Raw genomic sequence first — 23,752 nt, forward strand, 5'->3', positions numbered from 1 at the left:
TTTCCGTGAAAAGTGCACTGACAAGCTCTCCGCTACGCGTCGCCATTATCGGCGCCGGGCAGGTGGCGGATAAAGTTCATGCTTCGTACTACTGCACCCGTAACGATCTGGAACTGGTGGCTGTCTGCGACAGCCGCCTGTCACAGGCGCGGCTGTTTGCAGAAAAATACGGTAATCCGCAGGTTTGGGACGATCCTCAAACGATGTTACGTGAGGCTAAGCCAGATATCGTCAGTATTTGCTCGCCCAATCGTTTTCATTATGAACACACCATGTTGGCATTGAACGCTGGGTGTCATGTGATGTGCGAGAAACCTCCGGCGATGACGCCAGACGAGGCGCTGGAAATGTGTCAAACGGCGCGTCGGATGGGAAAAGTACTGGCTTATGATTTTCATCATCGTTTCGCACTGGATACGCAACTGCTTCGTGAGCAGGTTATGGCCGGTGTGCTGGGTGAAATTTATGTCACCAATGTCCGTGCTTTGCGCCGCTGCGGCGTGCCCGGCTGGGGGGTGTTTACCAACAAAGAACTGCAGGGCGGCGGGCCGTTAATTGATCTTGGTATTCATATGCTGGATGCCGCCATGTATGTGTTGGGGTTCCCGGCGGTAAAGCGCGTTAACGCGCACAGCTATCAACGCATTGGCACGCGTAAAAACAGCGGCCAGTTTGGGAAATGGGATCCCGCGACGTATACCGTGGAGGATTCCCTGTTCGGCACGATTGAATTTCATAACGGCGGTATCCTGCGCCTGGAAACCTCTTTCGCGCTGAATATCCCGGAACAATCGATTATGAACGTTAATTTCTGCGGCGATTTGGCGGGGGCAACGTTATTCCCGGCCCAGGTCTACACCGACCGCGATGGTGCGCTTGACGTGCTGCTTGCGCGCGAAATGGCTGATGACAACCGTCATTATCGCAGCATGGACGCTTTCGTGAATCATGTCCAGGGTGAGCCTGTCACTATTGCTGACGCAGAACAAGGCGTCGTTATTCAACAATTGGTTGCCGCACTGTATCAATCGGCTGAAACAGGGACCTACGTAGACTTATGACGAAGCCAGTAATGCTAACTGAACCGGCTTTTTGCCCACACAGCCTGAATAAATATGCGTCCCTCATGACGACCGGCAACGGTTATATGGGCATTCGCGCCAGCCACGAGGAAGCCTACACCTTACAAACTCGCGGCATGTACCTTGCAGGACTGTATCACCGGGCAGGGAAAGGCGAAATTAATGAACTGGTTAATCTGCCTGATGTGGTGGGCGTCGAGATTTCACTCAATGGTGAGATTTTCACACTCAGCAGCGGTGTGATTGAAAGCTGGCATCGTGAACTGGATTTTGCCAGCGGAGAATTACGCCGTACGCTTACCTGGCGTGCGTCTGACGGGGCGCGTTTTGCCATTGAGAGCAGGCGATTTGTCTCGGCACATAAACTGCCGCTGTTTGCTATGGAAGTTGTCGTAACGCCACTGGATGCCGATGCCAACATTGGTATCTCGACCGGTATTGATGCCACGATCACTAATCATGGTCGCCAGCATCTGGACGAAACGCAGGTCCGGGTCTTTGGCCAGCATCTTATGCAAGGGATTTACACCACCCAGGACAATCGTAATGACATCGCTATCACGACATATTGTGATGTAGATGGCGCGGCGCAGCGTTGTTTCACCGCGAAAGAGCGCCGGTTGTTACAACACAACAGCGTACATGCGCAAGCCGGGCAGCGCGTCACGCTGACGAAAATGAGCTGGGTAGACTGGGCGAGCGAACGCAACCTGTCGCTGGAGACCTGGGGACGTCAGTCACTGCGTAACCTGGAATCATGCGCCCAGCAGGGATATGACGCACTGCTGGCTGAGTCGACCGCCAACTGGCATGCCTGGTGGCAAACTCGTCGCGTTCAGGTTACCAGCACGGATATCAGCGATCAGCGGGCGCTGGACTATGCGCTCTATCATCTGCGTGTGATGACCCCAGACCACGATGAGCGCAGCAGTATTGCGGCCAAGGGTCTGACGGGCGAAGGGTATAAAGGGCACATCTTCTGGGATACTGAAGTCTTTTTGTTACCGTTTCACCTGTTTACCGAACCGAAAACCGCGAGAAGTCTACTGCGTTATCGCTGGCATAATTTGCCGGGCGCGCGTGAGAAAGCCCGCCGTAACGGTTGGCAGGGCGCGCTTTTCCCGTGGGAAAGCGCTCGCAGCGGTGATGAGGAAACGCCTGAATTCGCGGCGATCAACATCCGTACCGGGCTGCGGCAAAAAGTGGCCTCCGCACAGGCTGAACATCACCTCGTGGCAGATGTTGCCTGGGCGGTAATCAATTACTGGCATGCCACCGGGGATATGAACTTTATGTCCCGTGAAGGTATAACGCTGCTGCTGGAAACGGCAAAGTTCTGGATAAGCAGAGCGATCATGGTCAACGGTCGTTTAGAGATCCACGATGTGATTGGCCCGGATGAATACACTGAGCACGTGAACAACAATGCGTTCACCAACTACATGGCCTGGTACAACGTAGAGCAGGCGCTGTGTTTTGCCCGTCGGTTGGGCTGCGGCGATGACACGTTTATTCATCGCGCAGAGCATTTTTTACAGCATCTCTGGCGACCGGAAGTTCAGCCCGATGGCGTGCTTCCTCAGGATGATACCTTCCTGAACAAACCGGTTATCGACCTGTCGCAGTACAAAGCCAAAGCGGGCAAGCAGACCGTTTTGCTCGATTACTCCCGTGCAGAAGTCAATGAGATGCAAATTCTTAAACAGGCCGATGTAGTGATGCTGACCTACATGTTGCCGGAGCAGTTTAGCCCGCAAACCTGTCTGGCTAACCTGCGTTTTTACGAGCCGCGCACAATACACGACTCGTCTTTGAGTAAGGCGATCCATGGGATTGTGGCTGCACGTTGCGGTGATTCGGCTCAGGGGTATCGGTTCTGGCGCGAAGGATCGCTTATCGATCTTGGGGATGATCCACATAGTTGTGATGACGGAATTCATGCCGCGGCGACGGGGGCCATCTGGCTGGGCGCAATTCAGGGATTTGCTGGTGTGAACGTTCGCCATGGAGAGTTACATCTTGCGCCTGCATTACCTGCTCACTGGCAAATGCTGTCTTTTCCGCTGCGCTGGCAGGGTTCCGCTATGCAGATAACTATCAACGCTGCCGAAATCAGTATTCGCAGTGCTGAGCAAATTTTCCTTTGGGTCAATGGCGAAAAAATCTCCGTGCAGGGGGAGGCCGTAATCAGTAATGACGCCATTATTTCGCCCAGCTATGGGACCGCTACCACAAAAAGGGGCGATGAATGATACTCAAACCACAGGCCATCATTTTTGATTTAGATGGCGTGATTACCGACACTGCGCATCTGCATTTTCTCGCCTGGCGGCAGGTAGCCGCTGAAATCGGGGTTGCGATTGACGAAGCATTTAATGACAGCCTGAAAGGGATTAGTCGCAGCGAATCGCTACAGCGTATTTTGCGCCATGGTGGGAAGGCGGGGGCGTTTTCTGCTGAGGCCTGCGTACAATTGGCCGAGAGAAAAAACAGACTGTATGTCCATTCTTTGCGCCAGTTGACGGTGAACTCGGTATTGCCGGGAATACGTGAGCTGCTGATGACGCTGCGGGAAGAGCGAATTCCAGTAGGGCTGGCCTCTGTGTCCCTCAATGCCCCAGCGATTTTACAAGCGCTTGATCTTAGCTCTTATTTTGATTTCTGTGCAGATGCGGCGCTGATTTCCCGCTCGAAACCAGATCCCGAAATATTCCTGGCCGCGTGTTCGGGCCTTGGCGTTGACCCGCAGCAGTGTATTGGCATAGAAGATGCACAAGCGGGAATTGATGCAATCAACGCCTGCGGCATGCTTTCTGTCGGCATCGGTACAGGGCTGAATGGGGCAGGCTTGCAGCTTCCTACAACCGAATTTCTGACGTGGCCGTGCTTATCGGCTTTCTGGCAACACGACAAGTAAAGGATTCAACATGGCACAGCTTTCGTTGCAACACATTCAAAAAATTTACGACAACCAGGTACACGTCGTTAAAGACTTCAATCTGGAAATCGAAGACAAAGAGTTTATTGTTTTTGTTGGACCTTCCGGCTGCGGGAAGTCTACTACGTTGCGCATGATCGCCGGTCTGGAGGAGATCAGTGGCGGAGATCTGCTGATTGACGGTAAACGGATGAACGATGTGCCGGCGAAATCGCGCAACATTGCGATGGTTTTTCAGAACTACGCGTTGTACCCGCACATGACAGTCTATGACAACATGGCGTTTGGCCTGAAAATGCAGAAAATTGCCCCTGCCGTGATTGAAGAGCGTGTCAACTGGGCGGCGCAAATCCTTGGCCTGCGCGATTATCTGCAGCGTAAACCTGGCGCGTTATCCGGTGGACAGCGTCAACGTGTGGCGCTGGGGCGTGCGATTGTTCGTGAGGCAGGGGTCTTCCTGATGGATGAACCCTTATCGAATCTCGATGCCAAACTTCGCGTACAGATGCGGGCAGAAATCAGCAAACTGCATCAGAAACTCAATACCACCATGATATATGTTACCCACGATCAAACCGAAGCCATGACGATGGCGACGCGTATTGTGATTATGAAGGATGGCATTGTTCAGCAAGTTGGTGCACCGAAAACGGTTTATAACCACCCGGCAAATATGTTTGTCGCCGGATTTATTGGCTCACCGGCTATGAACTTTATTCGTGGCGCGATTGACGGTGATAAGTTTGTCACAGAAACACTGAAATTAACGATTCCAGAAAATAAATTAGCACAATTAAAAGCGCAGGGTTATGAACATCAGGCGGTCACGCTGGGAATTCGTCCTGAAGATATACATCCGCAGCTTAATAATGAAAATAGTGTATCGGCAAAAATTAGCGTTGCAGAATTAACCGGCGCTGAATTTATGCTTTATACCATTGTTGGGGGGCATGAGTTAGTGGTCCGTGCTGGGGCAGTGAATGATTATCACGCAGGAGAGAACATCACTATTCATTTTGATATGGCGAAATGCCATTTCTTTGATGCTGAAACTGAAGTGGCTATTCAATAAAATTCCGGGGGGATAATCATCCCCCAAGCCTTGGGGCATTTTTGCGAGTATTTTAACAAGGAATAATAATGAAAACCCTACTGTCTGCTACTGCGCTGATTATGAGCGCAGGGATGGCCTGCGCGCAGGCTGCTGAAAAGAATGACTGGCACTTTAATATTGGTGCTATGTACGAAATAGAAAACGTTGAAGGTCAGGGCGAAGATATGGATGGACTGGCTGAGCCGTCCGTCTATTTTAATGCGTCTAATGGGCCGTGGAAAATATCGCTGGCCTATTATCAGGAAGGACCGGTTGATTACAGCGAGGGGAAACGTGGAACCTGGTTTGATCGCCCGGAACTGGAAGTCCGCTATCAATTTCTGGAAAGCGAGGATGTTAATTTCGGCCTGACCGGTGGTTTCCGTAATTACGGTTATCACTATGTCAATGAACCCGGAAAAGACACCGCCAATATGCAGCGCTGGAAAGTTCAGCCGGACTGGGATGTTAAACTGACCGACGACCTGCGCTTTAGCGGTTGGCTGGCGATGTATCAGTTCGTTAATGATTTGAGCACCACTGGCTACTCTGATAGCCGCGTTGAAAGTGAGAGCGGTCTGAATTATACGTTTAACGAAACGGTGGGTTTAACGGTTAACTATTACCTCGAACGCGGTTTTAATCTCGCTGATTCGCGCAATAATGGTGAATTCTCAACCCAGGAAATTCGTGCATATTTGCCGCTGTCTTTCGGCAATACCACCCTGACGCCGTATACCCGTCTGGGGCTTGATCGCTGGTCAAACTGGGACTGGCAGGATGACCCTGCACGTGAAGGCCATGACTTCAATCGTCTCGGTTTACTGTATGCATATGATTTCCAGAACGGTTTATCAATGTCGCTGGAGTATGCCTATGAGTGGGAAGATCACGACGAAGGCGAAAGTGACAGATTCCATTATGCTGGTATAGGCGTGAACTACGCATTCTAAAAGAAACTGGGGCATTAATGCCCCAGTTTTTACACCAGTGAGTCGGCCAGCGATATGTGTGTGCTCACCGTGATATTCTTTAATCCTTTCTCGCCTGCGATCAGGTTAAATAATAAATTACAGCTTTGCTCGCCCAACTGCTGGGTAGGTACATCAATTCCGCCTGGAACCGGTGTCAGCATAAACGATAACAGCTCATTACTGTAGCCTACGACGGCAAGCTGTTGCGGAATAGTAATATTCTTCTCAGCCGCCACGCGATATAAGCTCATTAATTTCAAACTATCGGTAGCAAATACAGCGTCGGGTAACGGTTGTTGACTCAGTAATTTTCGTGAAGCGAGCAGGGCTGTTTCATGGGTATAGCCACCGTCAATAATCCATTCATCACGCATATTAATGTTATGCGCCTGAAGACTGGCTTTATAACCGTTCACGCGATCGATAGAAACATGAACGTCAAGCGGCGCATGCAAACAGGCTATATTACGGTGCCCACTTTCAATCAGCGCATTTGTCAGAGTAATACTGTCGCGATAGTTATCTGTGTCTACAGAATAGACATTGGCGTAGTCACCTTCAACTTTCCCAATAACCACAACCGGGACGTTGTATTTATCCAGACGTGCAAAAAATGATTCATCAGCAGGAGAGCTCAGCATAATGATCCCTTTGATCAATTTCTGCTTAATCTTGCTCTCACATTTTTGTAAATCATCTTCGGTGCTTCGCGACGTCTGCAATATGACATCAAAACCGACTTCTTCGGCCTTGGCCGTAATGGCATGCAGTACTTCAGAGAAAAACGGATTACCGGCGGTAGTTTTTGCAGAACGGGTAGATATCACCATTATTGCATCAAACCCGGAAGAGGTGAGCGCGCGAGCAAGTTTATTAGGCTGATACTGTAACTCATCAATAGCGCGCAGCACCTTTTCAAGCGCTTCTGGCGAGATGTTGGTTTGCTTATTCAGCACGCGCGATACCGTGGATTTTGATACGCCAGCGGCTCGTGCAATATCATAAATGGTAGGAGACATAGATCCCAAGCTCCGTCCGAGAGTCAATGGCGGACATATTATGGAGTTAATTGGCGAATGACAACAATCTCGGAATGCGGGTAGAAAAATCAAAAGGCTAACTGCAGTACGTGTCACCTGAGGAACAATCGTCCGCACCTGCAGACGGTGATAATGTGGTCGCAATATTTTCTTAAGAACAAGCGTATAGTGTGGTGGTTAAATCCAACAATCAGTCGGGAAGATATTATGTTGAAAAAAGGCGTATTAGCGTTGGCACTGGTCATTGGCATGCCGGTTTTTGCAGCCGAACACTGGATTGATGTTCGTATTCCTGAACAGTACCAACAGCAGCATATTCAGGGGGCCGTCAACATACCGTTGAAAGAGATGAAGACGCGTATCGCAGCTGAAGTTCCTGATAAGAACGACACTGTGAAGCTGTACTGCAACTCCGGGCGTCAATCGGGGCAGGCCAGGGATATGTTGACTGAAATGGGCTACACGCAGGTGACCAACGAAGGAGGCATCAATCAGATAGCGCTTCCTAAAGTAGAGAATAAATAAACCGCCCGCATTCATTCTGCAGCAGGCGGTAAGAATAATGCCGCCTGATACAGCTCAGGTAGTTGATAAGTAAGAATTGACCCCTATCTTTACTTCCTGTTTGTTATAATTTCTTCGGTTCCTTCAGCAAAACGGGATGGCGATGAAGCGACTTAAAAATGAACTCAATTCGCTGGTTAATCGCGGCGTAGACCGGCATTTGCGCCTGGCTGTCACCGGACTTAGCCGCAGCGGTAAGACGGCGTTTATCACCGCGATGGTAAACCAGTTACTCAATATTCATGCCGGTGCGCGTCTGCCGTTGCTCAGTTGCGTGCGCGAAGAGCGTTTGCTTGGCGTTAAACGGGTTCCACAACGCGATTTTGGCATTCCGCGCTTTACCTATGATGAGGGACTGGCGCAGTTGTATGGCTCACCGCCGACCTGGCCGACGCCTACGCGCGGTGTGAGTGAAATACGCCTCGCGCTGCGCTACAAATCCAATGACTCTTTATTGCGCCACTTTAAAGACACCTCCACGCTGTACCTGGAGATCGTCGATTATCCGGGAGAGTGGCTGCTCGATTTACCGATGCTGGCCCAGGATTATCTGAGCTGGTCGCGGCAAATGACCGGGTTATTGCAAGGGCAGCGGGGCGAATGGTCGGCAAGATGGCGTCAGTTATGCCAGGGGCTGGATCCGCTGGCGCCTGCTGATGAAAACCGTCTGGCGGAAATCGCTGCCGCCTGGACTGAGTATCTGCATCAGTGCAAGCAGCAGGGGCTGCATTTTATTCAGCCGGGCCGTTTTGTCCTGCCCGGGGATATGGCGGGCGCGCCTGCGTTACAGTTCTTCCCGTGGCCGGACGTTGATGCTTATGGTGAATCGAAGCTGGCCCAGGCAGACAAACACACCAACGCGGGCATGCTGCGCGACAGGTTTAACTATTACTGTGAAAAAGTCGTCAAGGGATTTTATAAGAATCACTTCCTGCGCTTTGACCGCCAGATTGTGCTGGTCGACTGCCTGCAACCGCTCAACAGCGGGCCACAGGCGTTTAACGACATGCGTCTGGCGCTCACCCAACTGATGCAGAGCTTCCATTACGGACAGCGCACGCTGTTTCGTCGGCTGTTTTCTCCAGTGATCGACAAGCTGCTGTTTGCCGCTACCAAAGCCGATCACGTCACGGTGGATCAGCACGCCAATATGGTGTCGTTATTGCAGCAGCTGATCCAGGACGCCTGGCAAAACGCCGCGTTCGAAGGTATCAGCATGGATTGTCTGGGACTGGCATCGGTACAGGCAACCACCAGCGGCTTGATCGATCTGAAGGGCGAGAAGATCCCGGCGCTGCGTGGTAATCGGCTGAGCGATGGCGAACCGCTAACCGTTTATCCGGGGGAAGTACCCGCGCGTTTACCCGGACAGGCATTCTGGGACAGCCAGGGCTTCCAGTTTGAGGCGTTTCGCCCGCAGGTTATGGATGTCGATAAACCCTTACCGCATATTCGTCTTGATGCCGCGCTGGAGTTTTTAATAGGAGATAAATTGCGATGAGCGAGCCGTTAAAACCGCGTATCGATTTCTCAGGTCCGCTGGAGGTGGAGCAAAACGCGGCGTTTAAAGCGCAGCAGATGTTCAATGAGACGGAGGCACAGACTTTTTCTCCGGCGAAAGTGGATGAACCACTGGAAGACGAAGGTCAGGCTGAGGCCGTCATTGATGCGGCCTTACGCCCTAAACGCAGTCTGTGGCGTAAGATGGTGATGGGGGGCCTGGCGCTGTTTGGCGTGAGCGTCGTCGCGCAGGGCGTGCAGTGGACCATGAACGCCTGGCAGACTCAGGACTGGGTCGCGCTGGGAGGATGTGCCGCTGGCGCATTGATTATCGGTGCCGGTGTTGGATCGGTTGCGACCGAGTGGCGTCGGTTATGGCGCTTGCGCCAGCGCGCGCACGAGCGTGACGAAGCACGAGATCTGCTCCACAGCCATGGAACCGGAAAAGGTCGTGCATTTTGTGAAAAGCTGGCGCAGCAGGCGGGTATCGATCAGTCCCATCCGGCGCTACAGCGCTGGTATGCCTCAATTCATGAAACGCAGAACGATCGCGAAGTGGTCAGCCTGTATGCCCATCTTGTGCAGCCAGTGCTGGATGCGCAGGCCCGACGTGAGATTAGCCGTTCAGCGGCAGAGTCCACACTGATGATTGCCGTCAGCCCGCTGGCGCTGGTGGATATGGCGTTTATCGCCTGGCGCAATCTGCGGCTGATCAATCGTATTGCATCGCTTTATGGCATTGAACTTGGTTATTACAGCCGCCTGCGCTTGTTCCGACTGGTGCTGCTGAATATCGCTTTTGCCGGGGCCAGTGAGCTGGTGCGGGAAGTAGGAATGGACTGGATGTCGCAGGATTTAGCCGCCCGCTTGTCAACGCGTGCCGCACAGGGCATTGGCGCGGGGTTATTAACGGCGCGACTGGGCATTAAAGCCATGGAACTGTGCCGACCGCTGCCGTGGATCGATGACGATAAGCCACGACTGGGTGATTTTCGCCGTCAATTGATTGGTCAGGTGAAAGAGACCTTACAAAAGAACAAATCTCCACGCGAAAGTTAACTAAAATTGGGCGCCAGTTGTTTAACTTTACGCCCCGGCGCCCAATTTTCCAACGAGCTGTCAATATTTGTTGACAGAGTTCTTCCTGCAAACGAAATACTGTCTTATCATTTAACACATAATCCCTTGTCCAGGTGAAGGTTCTTATGCGTTTGGAAGTCTTTTGTGAAGACCGACTTGGTCTGACCCGCGAATTGCTCGATTTATTGGTACTCAGAAGCATTGATTTACGCGGTATCGAGATTGACCCCATCGGGCGAATTTACCTCAATTTTGCGGAACTGGAGTTCACTAACTTCAGCAGCCTGATGGCTGAAATCCGCCGTATCTCAGGGGTTACGGATGTGCGTACCGTGCCCTGGATGCCCTCCGAGCGTGAACATCTTGCGCTGAGCGCGCTGCTTGAGGCATTGCCAGAACCGGTCCTTTCTCTGGACATGAAAAGCAAAATCGAGATGGCGAACCCTGCGAGTTGTCAGCTTTTCGCGCACACTCAGGATCGGATGCGCAATCATACCGCCGCCCAGTTAATCAACGGGTTTAACTTCCAGCGCTGGCTCGAAAGCAATCCACAGGATTCTCATAGCGAGCATGTCGTTATTAACGGCCAGAACTTCCTGATGGAAATTACGCCTGTCCATTTGCAGGGTGAAAATCAGGAGCAGATGCTGACCGGTGCTGTTGTCATGCTACGTTCCACCCTGCGGATGGGACGTCAACTGCAAAATATGACGACCCAGGATCTGAGCGCGTTTAGCCAGATTATTGCCGTCAGCGCCAAAATGAAACACGTGGTGGAACAGGCGCGTAAGCTGGCGACGCTGAGCGCGCCGCTGCTGATTACCGGTAATACCGGCACCGGCAAAGATCTCTTTGCTCATGCATGCCACCTGGCCAGTCCGCGTGCGTCGAAACCGTATCTGGCGCTCAACTGCGCGTCAATTCCTGAAGATGCGGTCGAAAGTGAACTGTTTGGCCATGCACCGGAAGGCAAAAAAGGCTTCTTTGAGCAGGCGAATGGCGGTTCGGTTCTGTTAGATGAAATTGGCGAAATGTCGCCGCGAATGCAGACCAAATTGCTGCGTTTTCTCAATGACGGCACGTTCCGTCGGGTGGGAGAAGATCACGAGGTTAACGTTGATGTCCGCGTGATTTGCGCGACGCAAAAGAATCTTGTTGAGCTGGTACAAAAAGGACTTTTCCGTGAAGACCTCTATTATCGTCTGAATGTACTGACGTTAAACCTGCCGCCGCTGCGCGATTGCCCGCAGGATATTATGCCGCTTACCGAACTGTTTGTGGCGCGCTTCGCCGATGAGCAGGGCGTGCCACGTCCGAAACTGTCCGCTGACCTCAGCACGGTGTTAACCCGTTACGGCTGGCCGGGTAACGTGCGTCAGCTTAAAAATGCCATCTACCGGGCACTGACCCAGCTTGAAGGTTATGAGCTGCGGCCGCAGGATATCTTACTGCCAGATTACGATGCGGCAACGGTTGCGGTCGGAGAAGAGGTGATGGAAGGGTCGCTGGATGAAATTACCAGCCGCTTTGAACGATCAGTGCTGACGCAGCTTTATATGAATTATCCCAGTACGCGCAAACTGGCCAAGCGCCTCGGCGTTTCGCATACCGCGATTGCCAACAAATTGCGAGAGTATGGTTTGAGCCAACAGAAAAAAAGCGAAGAGTAATGCCGTAAATTAAAATGCCTCCATTCGGAGGCATTTTTGTATGCAGACGCAGCTTACGCTTTCAGTACGTCCAGCGCCGCTGTGTAGTCTGGTTCGTTGGTGATTTCATTGACCAGTTGGCTGAAAACAACGTTGTCATTTTCATCGATAACGACCACGGCACGTGCGGCCAGGCCTTTCAGCGGGCCTTCAGCGATTTCAACACCGTAGTTTTTCAGGAATTCTGCGTTGCGCAGGGTGGACAGCGTGATAACGTTGCTCAGACCTTCCGCGCCGCAAAAACGAGAGTGGGCGAATGGCAGGTCGGCCGAAATGCACAGTACGACGGTATTGTCGATTTCTGTCGCCAGTTGGTTAAACTTACGTACCGATGCCGCGCAAACGCCGGTATCGATGCTTGGGAAAATATTCAGCACTTTGCGCTTGCCTGCGAACTGGCCCAGCGTAACGTCAGACAGGTCTTTAGCCACAAGGGTAAAAGCCTGAGCTTTGCTTCCAGCCTGAGGAATAGAGCCGGCAACGGCTACCGGGTTGCCCTGGAAATGAACGGTTTGTGACATGGTTATCTTCCTGTTTACATATAGTTAACGTCAGGGCTAGTTTATGCCATCAGTAGTTAACACGGCAAACGCTATTTGCGGATATCCGCTTCAGGTACTGCATTAAGGAAAACAGATGAGAACAGTTAAGGTGTATGAGGAAGCCTGGCCGCTGCACACTCCCTTTGTTATCGCCCGTGGGAGCAGAACCGAAGCGCATGTGGTGGTAGTTGAAGTCACAGAAAACGGCGTCACCGGTATCGGCGAGTGCACACCGTACCCGCGCTACGGTGAAAGCGATGCTTCTGTGCTGGCGCAAATTATGAGCATTGCGCCACAACTGGAAAACGGACTGACCCGTGAAGAGCTGCAAAAGTTGCTGCCAGCGGGGGCTGCGCGTAATGCCGTGGACTGTGCGTTGTGGGATCTGAGTGCGCGCCAACAGCAGCAGCCGTTGGCGGAATTGGTGGGAAGTGAACTGGCGGAAGTGGTAACGACGGCGCAAACCGTGGTGATTGGCTCGCCGGAACAAATGGCGGCGAGCGCGGCTGCGTTGTGGGAAAATGGCGCGAAACTATTAAAGGTTAAACTGGATGCGCGATTAATCAGCGAACGGATGGTCGCTATCCGTGCCGCGGTCCCTGATGCCACGATTATTGTCGACGCCAATGAATCCTGGCGGGCAGAAGGCCTGGCGGCACGCTGTCAGCTCCTGGCTGATTTAGGTGTGGCGATGCTGGAGCAGCCGCTGCCGGCGCAGGATGATGCCGCGCTGGAGAATTTTGTGCATCCGCTGCCGATCTGCGCGGATGAAAGCTGTCATACCCGCAGCAGCCTGAAAGCGCTGCACGGGCGCTATGAAATGGTGAATATCAAACTGGATAAAACAGGCGGCCTGACGGAAGCGCTGGCACTGGCAAACGAAGCTCGCGAGCAGGGATTTGCGCTCATGCTGGGCTGTATGCTGTGCACCTCCCGGGCGATCGGCGCGGCGTTACCCCTTACGCCGCAGGTTAGCTTTGCCGATCTTGATGGTCCTACCTGGCTTGCCAGCGACGCGGAGCCGGCACTGCATTTTACGACCGGACACCTTCATCTCTAGGGTGCCAGCGCAGGAGATTGGACATGGCCAGCAGGTATTTCTCGCTCGCTTCATCTGATGAAATGGGGGGGAATTCGGCGGTTATGCAGTGTAAGTTCAGATCTGCGCACCAGCTTCCAAAAGAGCCGGGCGTTTCATAACCTACGCTGGTAACGAGGGGCAATTCAAACGACTGCGCCAGCCACGCGCCTAATTCGCTGCGCCTGGGATCTTCAATACAGGCCAGCGGATCGTGAAAAGAGACTACCCACGCCGGATGAATTCGGTGAATAAGTTGGCATAGCGCCTGGGTTTCCGGTTCTGAGCCCGGACTTTCGCCGGTCAGCAACACCACATCGCGTTCTTCTGCGCTGCTGTTCCAGCGATACACCGTTTCGCCCGCTTTCCAGTTTGCGGCGGGAAAGTTACGGTTTAGATCCACGCCGTTGGCATTTGCGCGTAGTCCGAGCTGGCAACCGTCAGGGTTAACGGCCAGCACCACATGGTGACGACGCAAGGAAGGGTTAAGCGTACGCAATGCGCAGGAGAGAGTGACGACCGATGCGTTTTCGTCGCCGTGCGTTCCTGCCAGTATCAGGCCGCTTTCACGATCGGCTGCCAATGCGGGAAACCAGATTAACGGCGCGCCTAACAATGAACGTCCGTAATGTTCGGTCCCAGGTGGAAATGCGCCGCGCTCGGCACGGGGGCGGGTAACGGTCATAGTCATCTCTGAATGCATGGGTTATTACTCGCAGTGTTGTGCAAAATGTATGGATAATCAAATCGTTTTCACACACTTATCTTTTCAGGTGTAATATCACTTTCTTGTCGGAAGTTAATTGCATTTCCTGCTGGCGATACAAATAATTACACATTCACTTAGTAGCCGGAATTGAGGGTATTTTATGCAGCATTCTGTTTCAGTAACCTGTTGTGCGCTGTTGGTAAGCAGCATTTCATTATCCTGGGCTGCTGATGTTCCCAGCGGAACGGTACTGGCAGAAAAGCAAGAACTGGTGCGTCATATCAAAGACGAACCTGCGTCGCTGGATCCGGCAAAGGCCGTCGGGCTTCCTGAAATTCAGGTTATTCGTGATTTATTTGAAGGGCTGGTCAACCAGAATGAGAAGGGCGAGATTGTGCCCGGCGTCGCCACCCAATGGAAAAGCAACGATAACCGTATCTGGACCTTTACGCTGCGTGACAATGCGCAATGGGCCGATGGTACGCCGGTAACGGCCCAGGATTTTGTCTATAGCTGGCAGCGTCTGGTTGATCCGAAAACGCTGTCGCCGTTTGCCTGGTTTGCTGCGCTGGCGGGAATTAGCAACGCGCAGGCGATCATCGATGGGAAAGCCTCCCCGGATAAGCTCGGGGTTAGCGCGGTTGATGCGCGTACATTGAAAGTCCAACTGGATAAACCGCTGCCCTGGTTTGCCAATCTGACGGCGAGTTTCGCGTTTTATCCGGTACAAAAAGCTAACGTTGAGAGCGGTAAAGAGTGGACCAAACCGGGCAACCTGATCGGTAACGGCGCCTATGTGCTCAAAGATCGCGTCGTCAACGAAAAACTGGAAGTTGTGCCGAATACGCATTATTGGGACAACGCCAAAACGGTGCTGCAAAAAGTGACCTTCCTGCCAATTAACCAGGAATCGGCAGCAACCAAGCGCTACCTTGCTGGTGATATCGATATTACCGAGTCCTTCCCGAAAAACATGTATCAGAAATTGTTGAAGGATATCCCGGGCCAGGTTTACACCCCGCCGCAGCTTGGTACTTACTATTATGCCTTCAATACCCAGAAGGGACCGACGGCAGATTCACGCGTACGTCTGGCGCTTAGCATGACTATCGATCGTCGTCTGATGGCGGAGAAAGTTCTGGGAACCGGTGAAAAGCCCGCATGGCATTTTACGCCGGATGTCACGGCAGGATTTGTGCCGGAACCTTCACCGTTTGAGCAAATGAGTCAGGAAGAACTGAATGCGCAGGCGAAAACGCTGCTGCGTGCGGCGGGCTATGGTCCACAGAAACCACTTAAACTGACGCTGCTGTACAACACCTCTGAAAACCATCAGAAGATCGCTATTGCTGTCGCGTCGATGTGGAAGAAAAATCTCGGCGTTGACGTAAAACTGCAAAACCAGGAGTGGAAAACCTACATCGATAGCCGTAATACCGGCAATTTTGATGTGATCCGCGCTTCCTGGGTAGGTGATTACAATGAGCCATCTACATTCCTGTCGCTATTAACCTCGACCCATACGGGTAATATCTCCCGCTTTAATAATCCTGCGTACGACAAAGTGTTGACCCAGGCTACTCTGGAGAATACGCAGAAAGCGCGCAATGCCGATTATAATGCCGCAGAGAAAATTTTGATGGAACAGGCACCTATTGCGCCGATTTATCAGTATACCAACGGGCGTTTAATTAAACCGTGGTTGAAAGGATATCCGATTACTAACCCTGAAGATGTCGCATACAGTCGCACAATGTATATTGTGAAGCACTGAAATAGCTCGCTCGTTCGGGAAGTGGTACTGGCTATTTCCCGAACAAATAAGGCTGTGACGAAGGTGGGGTTATGAAAGCAATGGAAAAGCATCATCCGATAGATTGCGATCTTCATGATTATCTGGAAATCGCCTGTATGTACCACTATTTGTTGCGCATTGAGTTAACGGATAGCACATGTTTTGATGCCAAAGCGCTGACAACATGTACCACCGCCGATAAAGAAGAATTTCTGCTGGTGGAGCTGCATGAAAATGAGCAAAAAATTCGTCTGGATTGTCTGTCATCAATCACCGCGCTGACGCCAGGGGCGTCGTTCAGCACAGTGAGATTTCGATGAGCCATACGGCCATATTGAAAGGGACGTAGCGCCGCCGCTACACGGTATAAATCCGGATGTCGTGCGCCTGGAAAGCCGTGGCATACTCTTTGCTGATATTTTCCTCGACGACAATTACATCAATATTGCTGCTTTCAGTGACGATATAACGGGCAACTGCCGGGATTTTCTCCGCCGTCAGCGCGACGATAGTTTCATTACACTGCTTGATCACCGCTTTTTTGAACTCACAATCCGCGTAATCAAATCCCGTTAATCCGGACTCGGGCGACATCGCGCAGCCGCCAATAAATCCCTGATCGAATAAAATACCCTGCACCTGTGAGATGGCCGGGGCGCCCACACACCCTCCCGAAGATCGCTGTACCGCGCCGCCCAGCATAATGACCTCAAACAACGGCTTTTTTAGCAAAGCGGCAGCAATCTCCGGTGAGTTTGTCACTACGGTTAACGCCAGCTCGGCGGGCAGGGCTTCTGCCATCGCCAGGTTGGTACTGCCGGTGTCAATAAAAATGCAGCTTCCCGATTTGACCAACCGGGCACATCTCTGCGCGATGTTGCTCTTTTTCGCCACATTAATATTCTTGCGCACGGTGATGTCTTCGGACTCTGGGAGTGCAATGACCGCGCCGCCATAGACCTTTTTGCACACGCCATCTTTACTCAGTTCATGCAGATCACGGCGGATTGTATGTTCAGAAACACCTAACCTGCTGGCAAGTTCGGAACAGATGACTCTGCCGTTTTCCTGCAGGATCTGATAGATAAGCGCCTGGCGTTGTTCCGGGAACGCTGCGTAATCGAGCATAAACACTCCAGAGAAAATAAAAATCGAGCAACAACAAGCATGATCGTGCATTATGGTTCGCGATGTCAACATCCCTGTGGGGAACCTATTTTTTTGGTTACAGCAAGTAGAGGTCAGCTATGAAGGTTGCGCATATCGCGTTATGGACATTGGATCTCGAGCAGCAAGCTCAGTTCTGGGTTACGTTTTTTGACGCAAGGATCAACGAAAAATACTGCAGTAAAACCAATCCTGGATTTGAATCCTATTTTGTCAGAATGGGTGAAGATATCGTGATTGAGTTAATGACTAAGCCCGGGCTGACAAAACATACTCCGGACAATAACACCTCAGGGTGGGTGCATCTCGCCATTTCCGTTGGCGGTAGCGAAAATGTTGATGCTATGGCGATGCGTGCAAAAGAACAGGGTGTATTAGTTTCTGGCCCACGCACCACAGGTGATGGCTATTACGAAGCGGTGATACGCGATCCGGACGGTAACCTGATTGAAATTGTGGCGTAGAGCTTAACGCAAGCGCCAGGAGATAAATCGTACGCTTATTATTAATGAGTATGATTCATAAGTTTGTCCTTCTTTCCACCTCTAATCACCAGCCTGTCGAGTCTCTATAATTTTTATAGTTTTCAGCATCCGGTGGCGCATGCCGCCACCGTTTTGGAGAGTCGAAATGCAAAATCAACTGAATACCGTGTCCAGCGCTGATGCGGAGATTATGAATCACCAATTTGATGGCAACAGCGTCTTTCCGCGAGGGGAGAAAAATGAAGCGTATGCGAAGTATTTCACTGGCGACAGCTATCTGACCATGCTCTCCAAGGAAGGTGTGGTAATTGGCAACGTAGCATTTGAGCCGGGTTGCCGTAACTTCTGGCATATCCATCATCAAGGGGGACAAATATTGCTGGTGACTGGTGGAAGAGGCTGGTATCAGGCATGGAATCAACCGGCGCGTGAGCTGAAAACCGGTGACGTCGTACACATCCCGGCAGGCATGAAACATTGGCACGGCGCCGCGCGTGACAGCTGGTTTGCCCATATCGCGGTTGAAATCCCGGCGCCTGGCGCATCGAATGAGTGGCTGGAACCGGTGAGCGACGCTGAGTACAACCTGTTGCCCTGAACTATGCTGGTTCTGGTAATACCCAATCCCTGAGGAAATCTACATGGTCATGAACGTGAAGGGTTATGCCGCGCTGGCGGTGAAAGAAGATTTAGTCCCACACAGTTTTGTTCGTCGCGATCCGCGTGAAGATGATGTGGTTATCGACATCTTATACAGCGGTGTTTGCCACTCGGATATCCATAACGCCTACAACGACTGGGGTGGCGCTAAATATCCGATGGTACCAGGCCATGAAATCATTGGCCGCGTGATACATGTTGGTAAGTCGGTAACGAAATTTAAAGTGGGCGATCTCGCCGGGGTCGGCTGTATGGTCGATTCATGTCAACATTGTAGCGCCTGTGAACAGGGATTAGAGCAGTATTGCGAAGAAGGCAACACGCTGACGTATAACGATACCGATCGTCACGACGGTTTACCCACTTTCGGCGGTTATTCTGACAAGATTGTCGTGACTGACAAGTTTGTTGTGAAGGTTCCTGAAGGGATCGATTTACGCGGTGCCGCACCGCTGCTATGTGCCGGGATCACCACCTGGTCGCCGCTGCGTCACTGGCAGGTTGGGGAGGGGAGTAAAGTCGCGGTTGTCGGGCTGGGAGGCCTTGGGCATATGGCGATCAAACTGGCTAATGCGCTGGGTGCTGAAGTCACGCTGTTTACGCGCTCGCCGGGTAAAGAAGCCGATGCCCGGCGTCTGGGGGCCCGCCATGTTGTACTTTCGACTGACAGCGAGCAGATGAAAGCCTCAGCGAATCAGTTTGATCTGATTATTGATACTGTCCCGTATGTACATGACCTGAATCCGTATATTCCAACGCTGGCGCTAAGCGGTACGCTGGTGCTGGTGGGTTATCTGGGGGCATTGGATCCCTTCGTGAACTCGGTACCGTTAATCCTCGGACGACGGTCTGTAGCGGGATCGGTTATCGGCGGTATTGCTGAAACCCAGGAGATGCTGGATTTCTGCGGCCAGCACGGTATTACAGCCGATGTTGAAGTGATCAATATTCAAGATATTAACCATGCCTGGCAACGGATGTTGAAAAGCGATGTCAAATACCGCTTTGTAATTGATATTGCTTCATTGAAATAAATACAAATAAAGACGCGGATTTCCGCGTCTTTTCTTTTGTTAGTGTGTCGAGGACGATGCTTCAGGATTATCCATATACAGTGTCTGGCTGGGGAAAGCAAAGTCGGCGCCGTTTGACTGGACAATCGAAATAATTTTCAAATAAACGTCTTGCTGTACCGCGAGCCATTCCTTCCAGACGGTGGTTTTCGTGAAGCAATACACCATGATATTCAGCGATGAATCGGCAAATTCATTGAAATAAACCAGCAGGGTTTGTTTCTGGTCTATTCCCGGATGATTTTGCAGCATTTGTCTGACCGATTCGACAACAGCAGCGACTTTATCGGCATCTTCATATCGTAACCCGATCACCGTTTTGATGCGGCGGTTCGTCATCCTGCCTGGATTTTCTACGCTGATGGAGGAGAAAATCGAGTTTGGGACATACAACGGACGATGATCGAAGGTGTTTATTTTGGTCATTCGCCAGCCGATTTCCGTAACCGTGCCTTCAATATTGCGGTCTGGAGAACGGATCCAGTCGCCGATGCTAAACGGTCTGTCAAAATAGAGCATAATTCCTGAGAAAAAGTTGCTCAGAATGTCTTTGCCCGCCATACCGACAGCGATACCGCCGATGCCGCCAAAGGTTAACAGGCCGGATAAGCTCATGCCGAAATGCTCGCCATACAGCAAAATGATGGCAACGATGATGGTGATCTTGATAATTCGCGACAGGATCCTCGCGCTGGTGATATCTCTGCCTTTATTGATCTGCGTCTTTTCAAACTGATTAATCACCAGAAAAAGTTTGATAGTCAGGATTAGCGCAATCAACGAGGTGCAGATAAAGTCGACCACGCTGGGGGAGATAAATTTCAGGCTGTAGCTTTCGATAACGTTATTAGCAATACTGCCAAACGTCCCGATGATAATGGCATAGACAAAAAATTGCGCTGCGTGAAATATGAATCCTTTACAGCGCCGCTCTCCACGATGATACCAGACGCTCATCAGGACCAGCGCTGCGCAGCTGCTGAGAATTACCGTCAAATTAAACGCATTATTTATAAACAGTTCAGCGATCATGATTCTTCCAGGTAGCTCCGTGGTAGTTAAATATCATCTGACATCCTCATCATCGAATATTTTACTCAGTTCAGGCGGTCAGATCATTAATCATCAGGAGAGATATATAATGCAATTAGCGCTATTTTCCGGGAAATAGCGCAGGCATCACCTTTGTGAGCAGTTTATGTAGCAGACAGTCAGTTGATGTCATGGTATTGTTAGCGCAAAGTAACAAGGTTTTCATCTGCAAAAGGACAGTACTATGATCATGGCTAAGCTGAAGACAGCGAAGGGACGGAAGTTTCTGTTGTGCCTGCTTGGGGTGTTTATTATCGCAGCGTCGGTCGTGACGCGAGCGACGATCGGTGGCGTTATTGAACAGTATGACATTCCGCTATCCGACTGGACCGCTTCAATGTACGCCATTCAATCTGCAATGATTTGTGTCTACAGTATGGTATTTACGATTCTGTTGGCTATCCCGCTGGGTATCTATTTCCTCGGCGGTGAGGAACAGCACTAAACGTTTGTTATGCCGGATGAGGTCGCCATCCGGCATTGAGTTGAGCGGTTAATCGTCTTCTTCGTCGTCCAGTTCAACGGGCGTCTGATATTCATCCGGCTTGATGACCAGCAGGTCGCAGCGTAGATGATCGATAACCTGTTCTGCGGTGTTACCAAGAAACGCGGCAGAAATCCCGGTACGACCAACGGTCCCCAGTACCACAATACCCGCCTGCAAGTGCTCGGCTAAATCGGGAATGACCTCTTCAGGCAATCCTTTTTCAACGTGCGTCACTTTCTCATCGATACTGAATTTCTGGCGTAACGCCTTCATGGCCAGCAGATGCTGTCCACGGATCGCATCGTTATAAACGCTGGGGTCAAATTCAGGCAGTTCAATTGCGATGTTGATTGGCGTAACAGGATAGGCGCCAACTAAATGCACTTCAGTATGGTTAACCTGTTCTGCCAGTTGGATCGTTTCTTTGACCAGTTTTTCATTGAGCGCATTGTGATAAGGCTCTTCACTGGCGAGGTTAACCGCAACCAGCGCTTTGCCACCTTCAGGCCACGGCTGGTCTTTGACCATCCATACCGGACTTGGGCATTTCCGCAATAAATGCCAGTCGGTGGGGGTGAAAATTACGGCTTCGAGGCGGTCGTGTTGGTGCGCCATCTTGAGGACCAGGTCATGTTGAGCGCTAATGACTTCCTGGATGATGGCTTCAAAGGGACGGTTGTGCCATACCACTTTAATTTCAAGGGGGATCCCTGCTTCGATATAGTATTTCGCTTGTTCACGGATCCATGCTGTTCGTTGACTGATGACCCCCTGACGCATTGCCGTACGCTCATCGGGCGACAGCAGGGTAGTCATCTCGTAGGAAAAGTCATAGATCGGCAAAAAGGCTTTAATTTTGCCACCAATCCGTTGATGCAAATAAACAGCTCGCCGTAATGCTGGTTGATCGTCCTGGTTCGGGTCGATGACGACCAGCATATTTTTATACATAGCCATACAGGGTCTCCTTACAACTGTCACTGCAGTTTGTAATTAAAAGAGTAACCCAATAATGTGGATTGAAACAGGGGATAACCTCCTGCCAGATCAATAAATCGGGAAAATTTAGCGATTTGACAGAAGGATAACAGAGATGCTTGCGGAAGGATTACGCAACGTTACGCGTGTGGCCAGCAAGAACTGCCAACGCGTCGCTATTCTCAATAGTGATGTATTTACCTTTCACTGCCAGCATACCGCTTTTCTGGAAACGACCCAGCAGGCGGCTGATGGTTTCGACCGTCAGACCGAGGTAGTTACCGATGTCGCCACGGGTCATGGTCAGGCGGAATTCACGAGGCGAGAATCCACGCTGGGCAAAGCGACGAGACAAATTGTAGATAAAGGCCGCCAGGCGCTCTTCTGCATTTTTCTTCGACAACAGCAGGATCATGTCCTGGTCGCCTTTGATTTCGCCACTCATCAGACGCATCATCTGCTGACGCAGATTTGGCATTTTGCCAGACAGGTCATCAAGGGTTTCGAAAGGAATTTCGCATACCATTGAGGTTTCCAGCGCCTGGGCAAAGCTCGGGTGATGTCCGCTGCCAATCGCGTCAAAACCGACCAGATCGCCCGCCAGATGGAAGCCAGTAATCTGCTCATCGCCTTGTTCGGTAATGGTATAGCTTTTAATCGTTCCGGAGCGGATAGCATAGAGTGATTTAAGCTCATCACCTGCTTTAAAGAGCGTCTGCCCCTTTTGGATAGGCTTTTTGCGCTCGATGATGTTATCGAGCTGGTCAAGCTCATGCTCGTTAAGTGTGAACGGGATGCAAAGCTGGCTGATGCTGCAATCCTGGCAATGGATAGCACAACCGCCAGACTGAATGCGCCGTATAATTCGCTTTTCCGGGATCATAGGTCTGCTCAAGCCGTAATTGATATTTGTCAATTTTAACATCTTTTTGGTGAGCACGTAAGCCTGAGCTACTCCCAATAGAGAATAATTCAGGCATAACTGGAGTGAATGTTTGTATCTGCTTGATTAACCACACTTAATTCGGGGTCGCATTATGCGGAAGTGTGATGAATAAGGCATTAATTGCCTGGAATCTAGAGTAGCAAATAACCTTCGTGGCGCAATAACCACTCTTTTCGTTGTACGCCACCGGCATATCCGGTCATGGTGCCGTTACGTCCGATGACACGATGACAGGGGACCACAATGCTTACTGGATTGGAGCCATTAGCTGCACCGACGGCTCTTGCTGCGCCGGGGCGTCCCAACTGTTCGGCCAACTGACCATAGTGCATGACCTGCCCACAGGGGATAGTGCGTAATGCTTGCCAGACTTCACGCTGGAAAGGCGTGCCAGCGGTTGCCGTTTCCAGCGTGTCAATAATGCTGAGGTTCCCGGCAAAATACTCCGAAAGCTTATCGCTTAATCCGCCGGGGTTTTTGTTTGCAATGCGCAGATAACCTTGCGCGCGGTAATGAATATCCAGCAATTGTTCCATACGATCGCGGTGCTGATCCCATTCCACCGCGCGCAGGCGAAATTGCTCATCACAAATAACCCACAGCGGGCCCAGCGGCGTGTCGATGATGTCTTCCAGTAAGTTAAGCATCCATATCTCTCATTACAGCGTTCAGGCGAGGTTACACATTATCACGCCAGTGACCGTCGCAGCTATACCCCTAAAAACGGAGATCGGCATGTCGTGAGTAGATCTTTTCAGCG

The 23,752-nt window shown here is 51.3% G+C and carries 24 protein-coding genes; 16 read left to right on the forward strand and 8 right to left on the reverse strand.

Features of this window, described 5'->3' with window-relative positions:
• Window positions 1-5: 5 nt before the first annotated feature.
• The 5 genes from ycjS (at window position 6) to OGV80_RS09115 (ending at window position 6,066) form a co-directional block, all read left to right on the forward strand.
• A complete protein-coding gene (ycjS, locus tag OGV80_RS09095; RefSeq protein WP_043016179.1) occupies window positions 6-1,061 on the forward strand; it encodes a D-glucoside 3-dehydrogenase in 1,056 nt (351 codons plus the stop codon).
• Entirely contained in the window at window positions 1,058-3,334 is a 2,277-nt protein-coding gene (locus OGV80_RS09100) for a glycoside hydrolase family 65 protein (RefSeq protein WP_286514596.1), read from the forward strand. Before ycjS ends, OGV80_RS09100 begins: the two co-directional genes overlap by 4 nt.
• Window positions 3,331-3,999, forward strand: coding sequence for a beta-phosphoglucomutase (gene pgmB, locus OGV80_RS09105; protein ID WP_286514599.1), 669 nt, complete (start codon window positions 3,331-3,333; stop codon window positions 3,997-3,999). Before OGV80_RS09100 ends, pgmB begins: the two co-directional genes overlap by 4 nt.
• Window positions 4,000-4,009: 10 nt before the next feature.
• Window positions 4,010-5,092: an ABC transporter ATP-binding protein gene (locus tag OGV80_RS09110; RefSeq protein ID WP_043016182.1), complete on the forward strand. Its 1,083-nt coding sequence runs from the start codon at window positions 4,010-4,012 to the stop codon at window positions 5,090-5,092.
• A gap of 68 nt (window positions 5,093-5,160) precedes the next feature.
• Window positions 5,161-6,066: an OmpG family monomeric porin gene (locus tag OGV80_RS09115; RefSeq protein WP_043016183.1), complete on the forward strand. Its 906-nt coding sequence runs from the start codon at window positions 5,161-5,163 to the stop codon at window positions 6,064-6,066.
• 29 nt (window positions 6,067-6,095) lie between these two features.
• Here OGV80_RS09115 and OGV80_RS09120 read toward each other — a convergent pair whose 3' ends face one another.
• Window positions 6,096-7,106 carry a LacI family DNA-binding transcriptional regulator gene (locus OGV80_RS09120; protein ID WP_043016184.1) on the reverse strand — a complete coding sequence of 337 codons (1,011 nt, stop codon included), beginning with the start codon at window positions 7,104-7,106 and terminating at the stop codon, window positions 6,096-6,098.
• 228 nt (window positions 7,107-7,334) lie between these two features.
• On the opposite strand from OGV80_RS09120, the gene pspE reads away from it, so the two are divergent.
• The 4 genes from pspE to tyrR all read left to right on the forward strand — a co-directional run bounded on the left by pspE (window position 7,335) and on the right by tyrR (window position 11,941).
• The gene (gene pspE, locus OGV80_RS09125; RefSeq protein ID WP_043016185.1) at window positions 7,335-7,652 is read left to right on the forward strand and encodes a thiosulfate sulfurtransferase PspE; all 318 of its coding nucleotides are present in this window, start codon (window positions 7,335-7,337) and stop codon (window positions 7,650-7,652) included.
• A 142-nt stretch (window positions 7,653-7,794) separates the two neighbouring features.
• Window positions 7,795-9,192, forward strand: a complete 1,398-nt coding sequence (locus tag OGV80_RS09130; RefSeq protein WP_087053428.1) for a YcjX family GTP-binding protein — start codon at window positions 7,795-7,797, stop codon at window positions 9,190-9,192.
• Entirely contained in the window at window positions 9,189-10,250 is a 1,062-nt protein-coding gene (locus OGV80_RS09135; RefSeq protein WP_087050502.1) for a YcjF family protein, read from the forward strand. The genes OGV80_RS09130 and OGV80_RS09135 overlap by 4 nt, the downstream gene beginning before the upstream one ends.
• Window positions 10,251-10,396: 146 nt before the next feature.
• Window positions 10,397-11,941, forward strand: a complete 1,545-nt coding sequence (tyrR, locus tag OGV80_RS09140) for a transcriptional regulator TyrR (RefSeq protein WP_043016187.1) — start codon at window positions 10,397-10,399, stop codon at window positions 11,939-11,941.
• Between the two features lie 53 nt (window positions 11,942-11,994).
• Here tyrR and tpx read toward each other — a convergent pair whose 3' ends face one another.
• Entirely contained in the window at window positions 11,995-12,501 is a 507-nt protein-coding gene (tpx, locus tag OGV80_RS09145) for a thiol peroxidase (RefSeq protein WP_003020437.1), read from the reverse strand.
• Window positions 12,502-12,616: 115 nt separating this feature from the next.
• On the opposite strand from tpx, the gene ycjG reads away from it, so the two are divergent.
• Window positions 12,617-13,582, forward strand: coding sequence for an L-Ala-D/L-Glu epimerase (ycjG, locus tag OGV80_RS09150; RefSeq protein WP_043016188.1), 966 nt, complete (start codon window positions 12,617-12,619; stop codon window positions 13,580-13,582).
• Here the strand turns inward: ycjG and mpaA are convergent.
• Window positions 13,557-14,285, reverse strand: coding sequence for a murein tripeptide amidase MpaA (gene mpaA / locus OGV80_RS09155; protein WP_043016189.1), 729 nt, complete (start codon window positions 14,283-14,285; stop codon window positions 13,557-13,559). The genes ycjG and mpaA overlap by 26 nt on opposite strands.
• A 184-nt stretch (window positions 14,286-14,469) precedes the next feature.
• Between mpaA and mppA the strand changes: the two genes are divergently transcribed.
• Both mppA and OGV80_RS09165 read left to right on the forward strand, forming a co-directional pair.
• Window positions 14,470-16,083: a murein tripeptide ABC transporter substrate-binding protein MppA gene (mppA, locus tag OGV80_RS09160; RefSeq protein WP_047410977.1), complete on the forward strand. Its 1,614-nt coding sequence runs from the start codon at window positions 14,470-14,472 to the stop codon at window positions 16,081-16,083.
• Between the two features lie 71 nt (window positions 16,084-16,154).
• Window positions 16,155-16,424: a Rho-binding antiterminator gene (locus OGV80_RS09165; protein WP_286514610.1), complete on the forward strand. Its 270-nt coding sequence runs from the start codon at window positions 16,155-16,157 to the stop codon at window positions 16,422-16,424.
• A gap of 37 nt (window positions 16,425-16,461) precedes the next feature.
• On the opposite strand, the gene OGV80_RS09170 is transcribed toward OGV80_RS09165, so the two are convergent.
• A complete protein-coding gene (locus tag OGV80_RS09170; protein ID WP_087050504.1) occupies window positions 16,462-17,232 on the reverse strand; it encodes a DeoR/GlpR family DNA-binding transcription regulator in 771 nt (256 codons plus the stop codon).
• 119 nt (window positions 17,233-17,351) lie between these two features.
• On the opposite strand from OGV80_RS09170, the gene OGV80_RS09175 reads away from it, so the two are divergent.
• The 3 genes from OGV80_RS09175 to OGV80_RS09185 all read left to right on the forward strand — a co-directional run bounded on the left by OGV80_RS09175 (window position 17,352) and on the right by OGV80_RS09185 (window position 19,450).
• Window positions 17,352-17,735 carry a VOC family protein gene (locus tag OGV80_RS09175; protein ID WP_286514612.1) on the forward strand — a complete coding sequence of 128 codons (384 nt, stop codon included), beginning with the start codon at window positions 17,352-17,354 and terminating at the stop codon, window positions 17,733-17,735.
• 211 nt (window positions 17,736-17,946) lie between these two features.
• Window positions 17,947-18,354, forward strand: a complete 408-nt coding sequence (locus OGV80_RS09180) for a cupin domain-containing protein (RefSeq protein WP_172626132.1) — start codon at window positions 17,947-17,949, stop codon at window positions 18,352-18,354.
• A gap of 43 nt (window positions 18,355-18,397) precedes the next feature.
• Window positions 18,398-19,450: an NAD(P)-dependent alcohol dehydrogenase gene (locus tag OGV80_RS09185; RefSeq protein WP_080625238.1), complete on the forward strand. Its 1,053-nt coding sequence runs from the start codon at window positions 18,398-18,400 to the stop codon at window positions 19,448-19,450.
• 39 nt (window positions 19,451-19,489) lie between these two features.
• Here OGV80_RS09185 and OGV80_RS09190 read toward each other — a convergent pair whose 3' ends face one another.
• Complete coding sequence (locus OGV80_RS09190; RefSeq protein WP_043016196.1) at window positions 19,490-20,521, reverse strand: mechanosensitive ion channel family protein; 1,032 nt, start codon at window positions 20,519-20,521, stop codon at window positions 19,490-19,492.
• Window positions 20,522-20,765: 244 nt separating this feature from the next.
• On the opposite strand from OGV80_RS09190, the gene OGV80_RS09195 reads away from it, so the two are divergent.
• Window positions 20,766-21,026, forward strand: coding sequence for a DUF2534 family protein (locus OGV80_RS09195; protein ID WP_003020403.1), 261 nt, complete (start codon window positions 20,766-20,768; stop codon window positions 21,024-21,026).
• Window positions 21,027-21,074: 48 nt separating this feature from the next.
• Here OGV80_RS09195 and uspE read toward each other — a convergent pair whose 3' ends face one another.
• From uspE to ogt, 3 genes are all read right to left on the reverse strand, one after another.
• On the reverse strand, window positions 21,075-22,025 hold the full coding sequence (gene uspE, locus OGV80_RS09200; RefSeq protein ID WP_043016197.1) for a universal stress protein UspE: 951 nt from the start codon (window positions 22,023-22,025) through the stop codon (window positions 21,075-21,077).
• A gap of 151 nt (window positions 22,026-22,176) precedes the next feature.
• Window positions 22,177-22,929 (reverse strand): fumarate/nitrate reduction transcriptional regulator Fnr, encoded by a 753-nt coding sequence (fnr, locus tag OGV80_RS09205; RefSeq protein WP_003020397.1) that lies wholly within the window; start codon window positions 22,927-22,929, stop codon window positions 22,177-22,179.
• A 194-nt stretch (window positions 22,930-23,123) separates the two neighbouring features.
• Window positions 23,124-23,639, reverse strand: a complete 516-nt coding sequence (gene ogt, locus OGV80_RS09210) for a methylated-DNA--[protein]-cysteine S-methyltransferase (protein WP_075146231.1) — start codon at window positions 23,637-23,639, stop codon at window positions 23,124-23,126.
• Window positions 23,640-23,752: the final 113 nt, after the last annotated feature.

It is taken from the genome of Citrobacter sp. Ce119 (assembly GCF_030334525.1).
In the GTDB taxonomy this organism is placed as follows: Bacteria; Pseudomonadota; Gammaproteobacteria; order Enterobacterales; family Enterobacteriaceae; genus Citrobacter; species Citrobacter europaeus.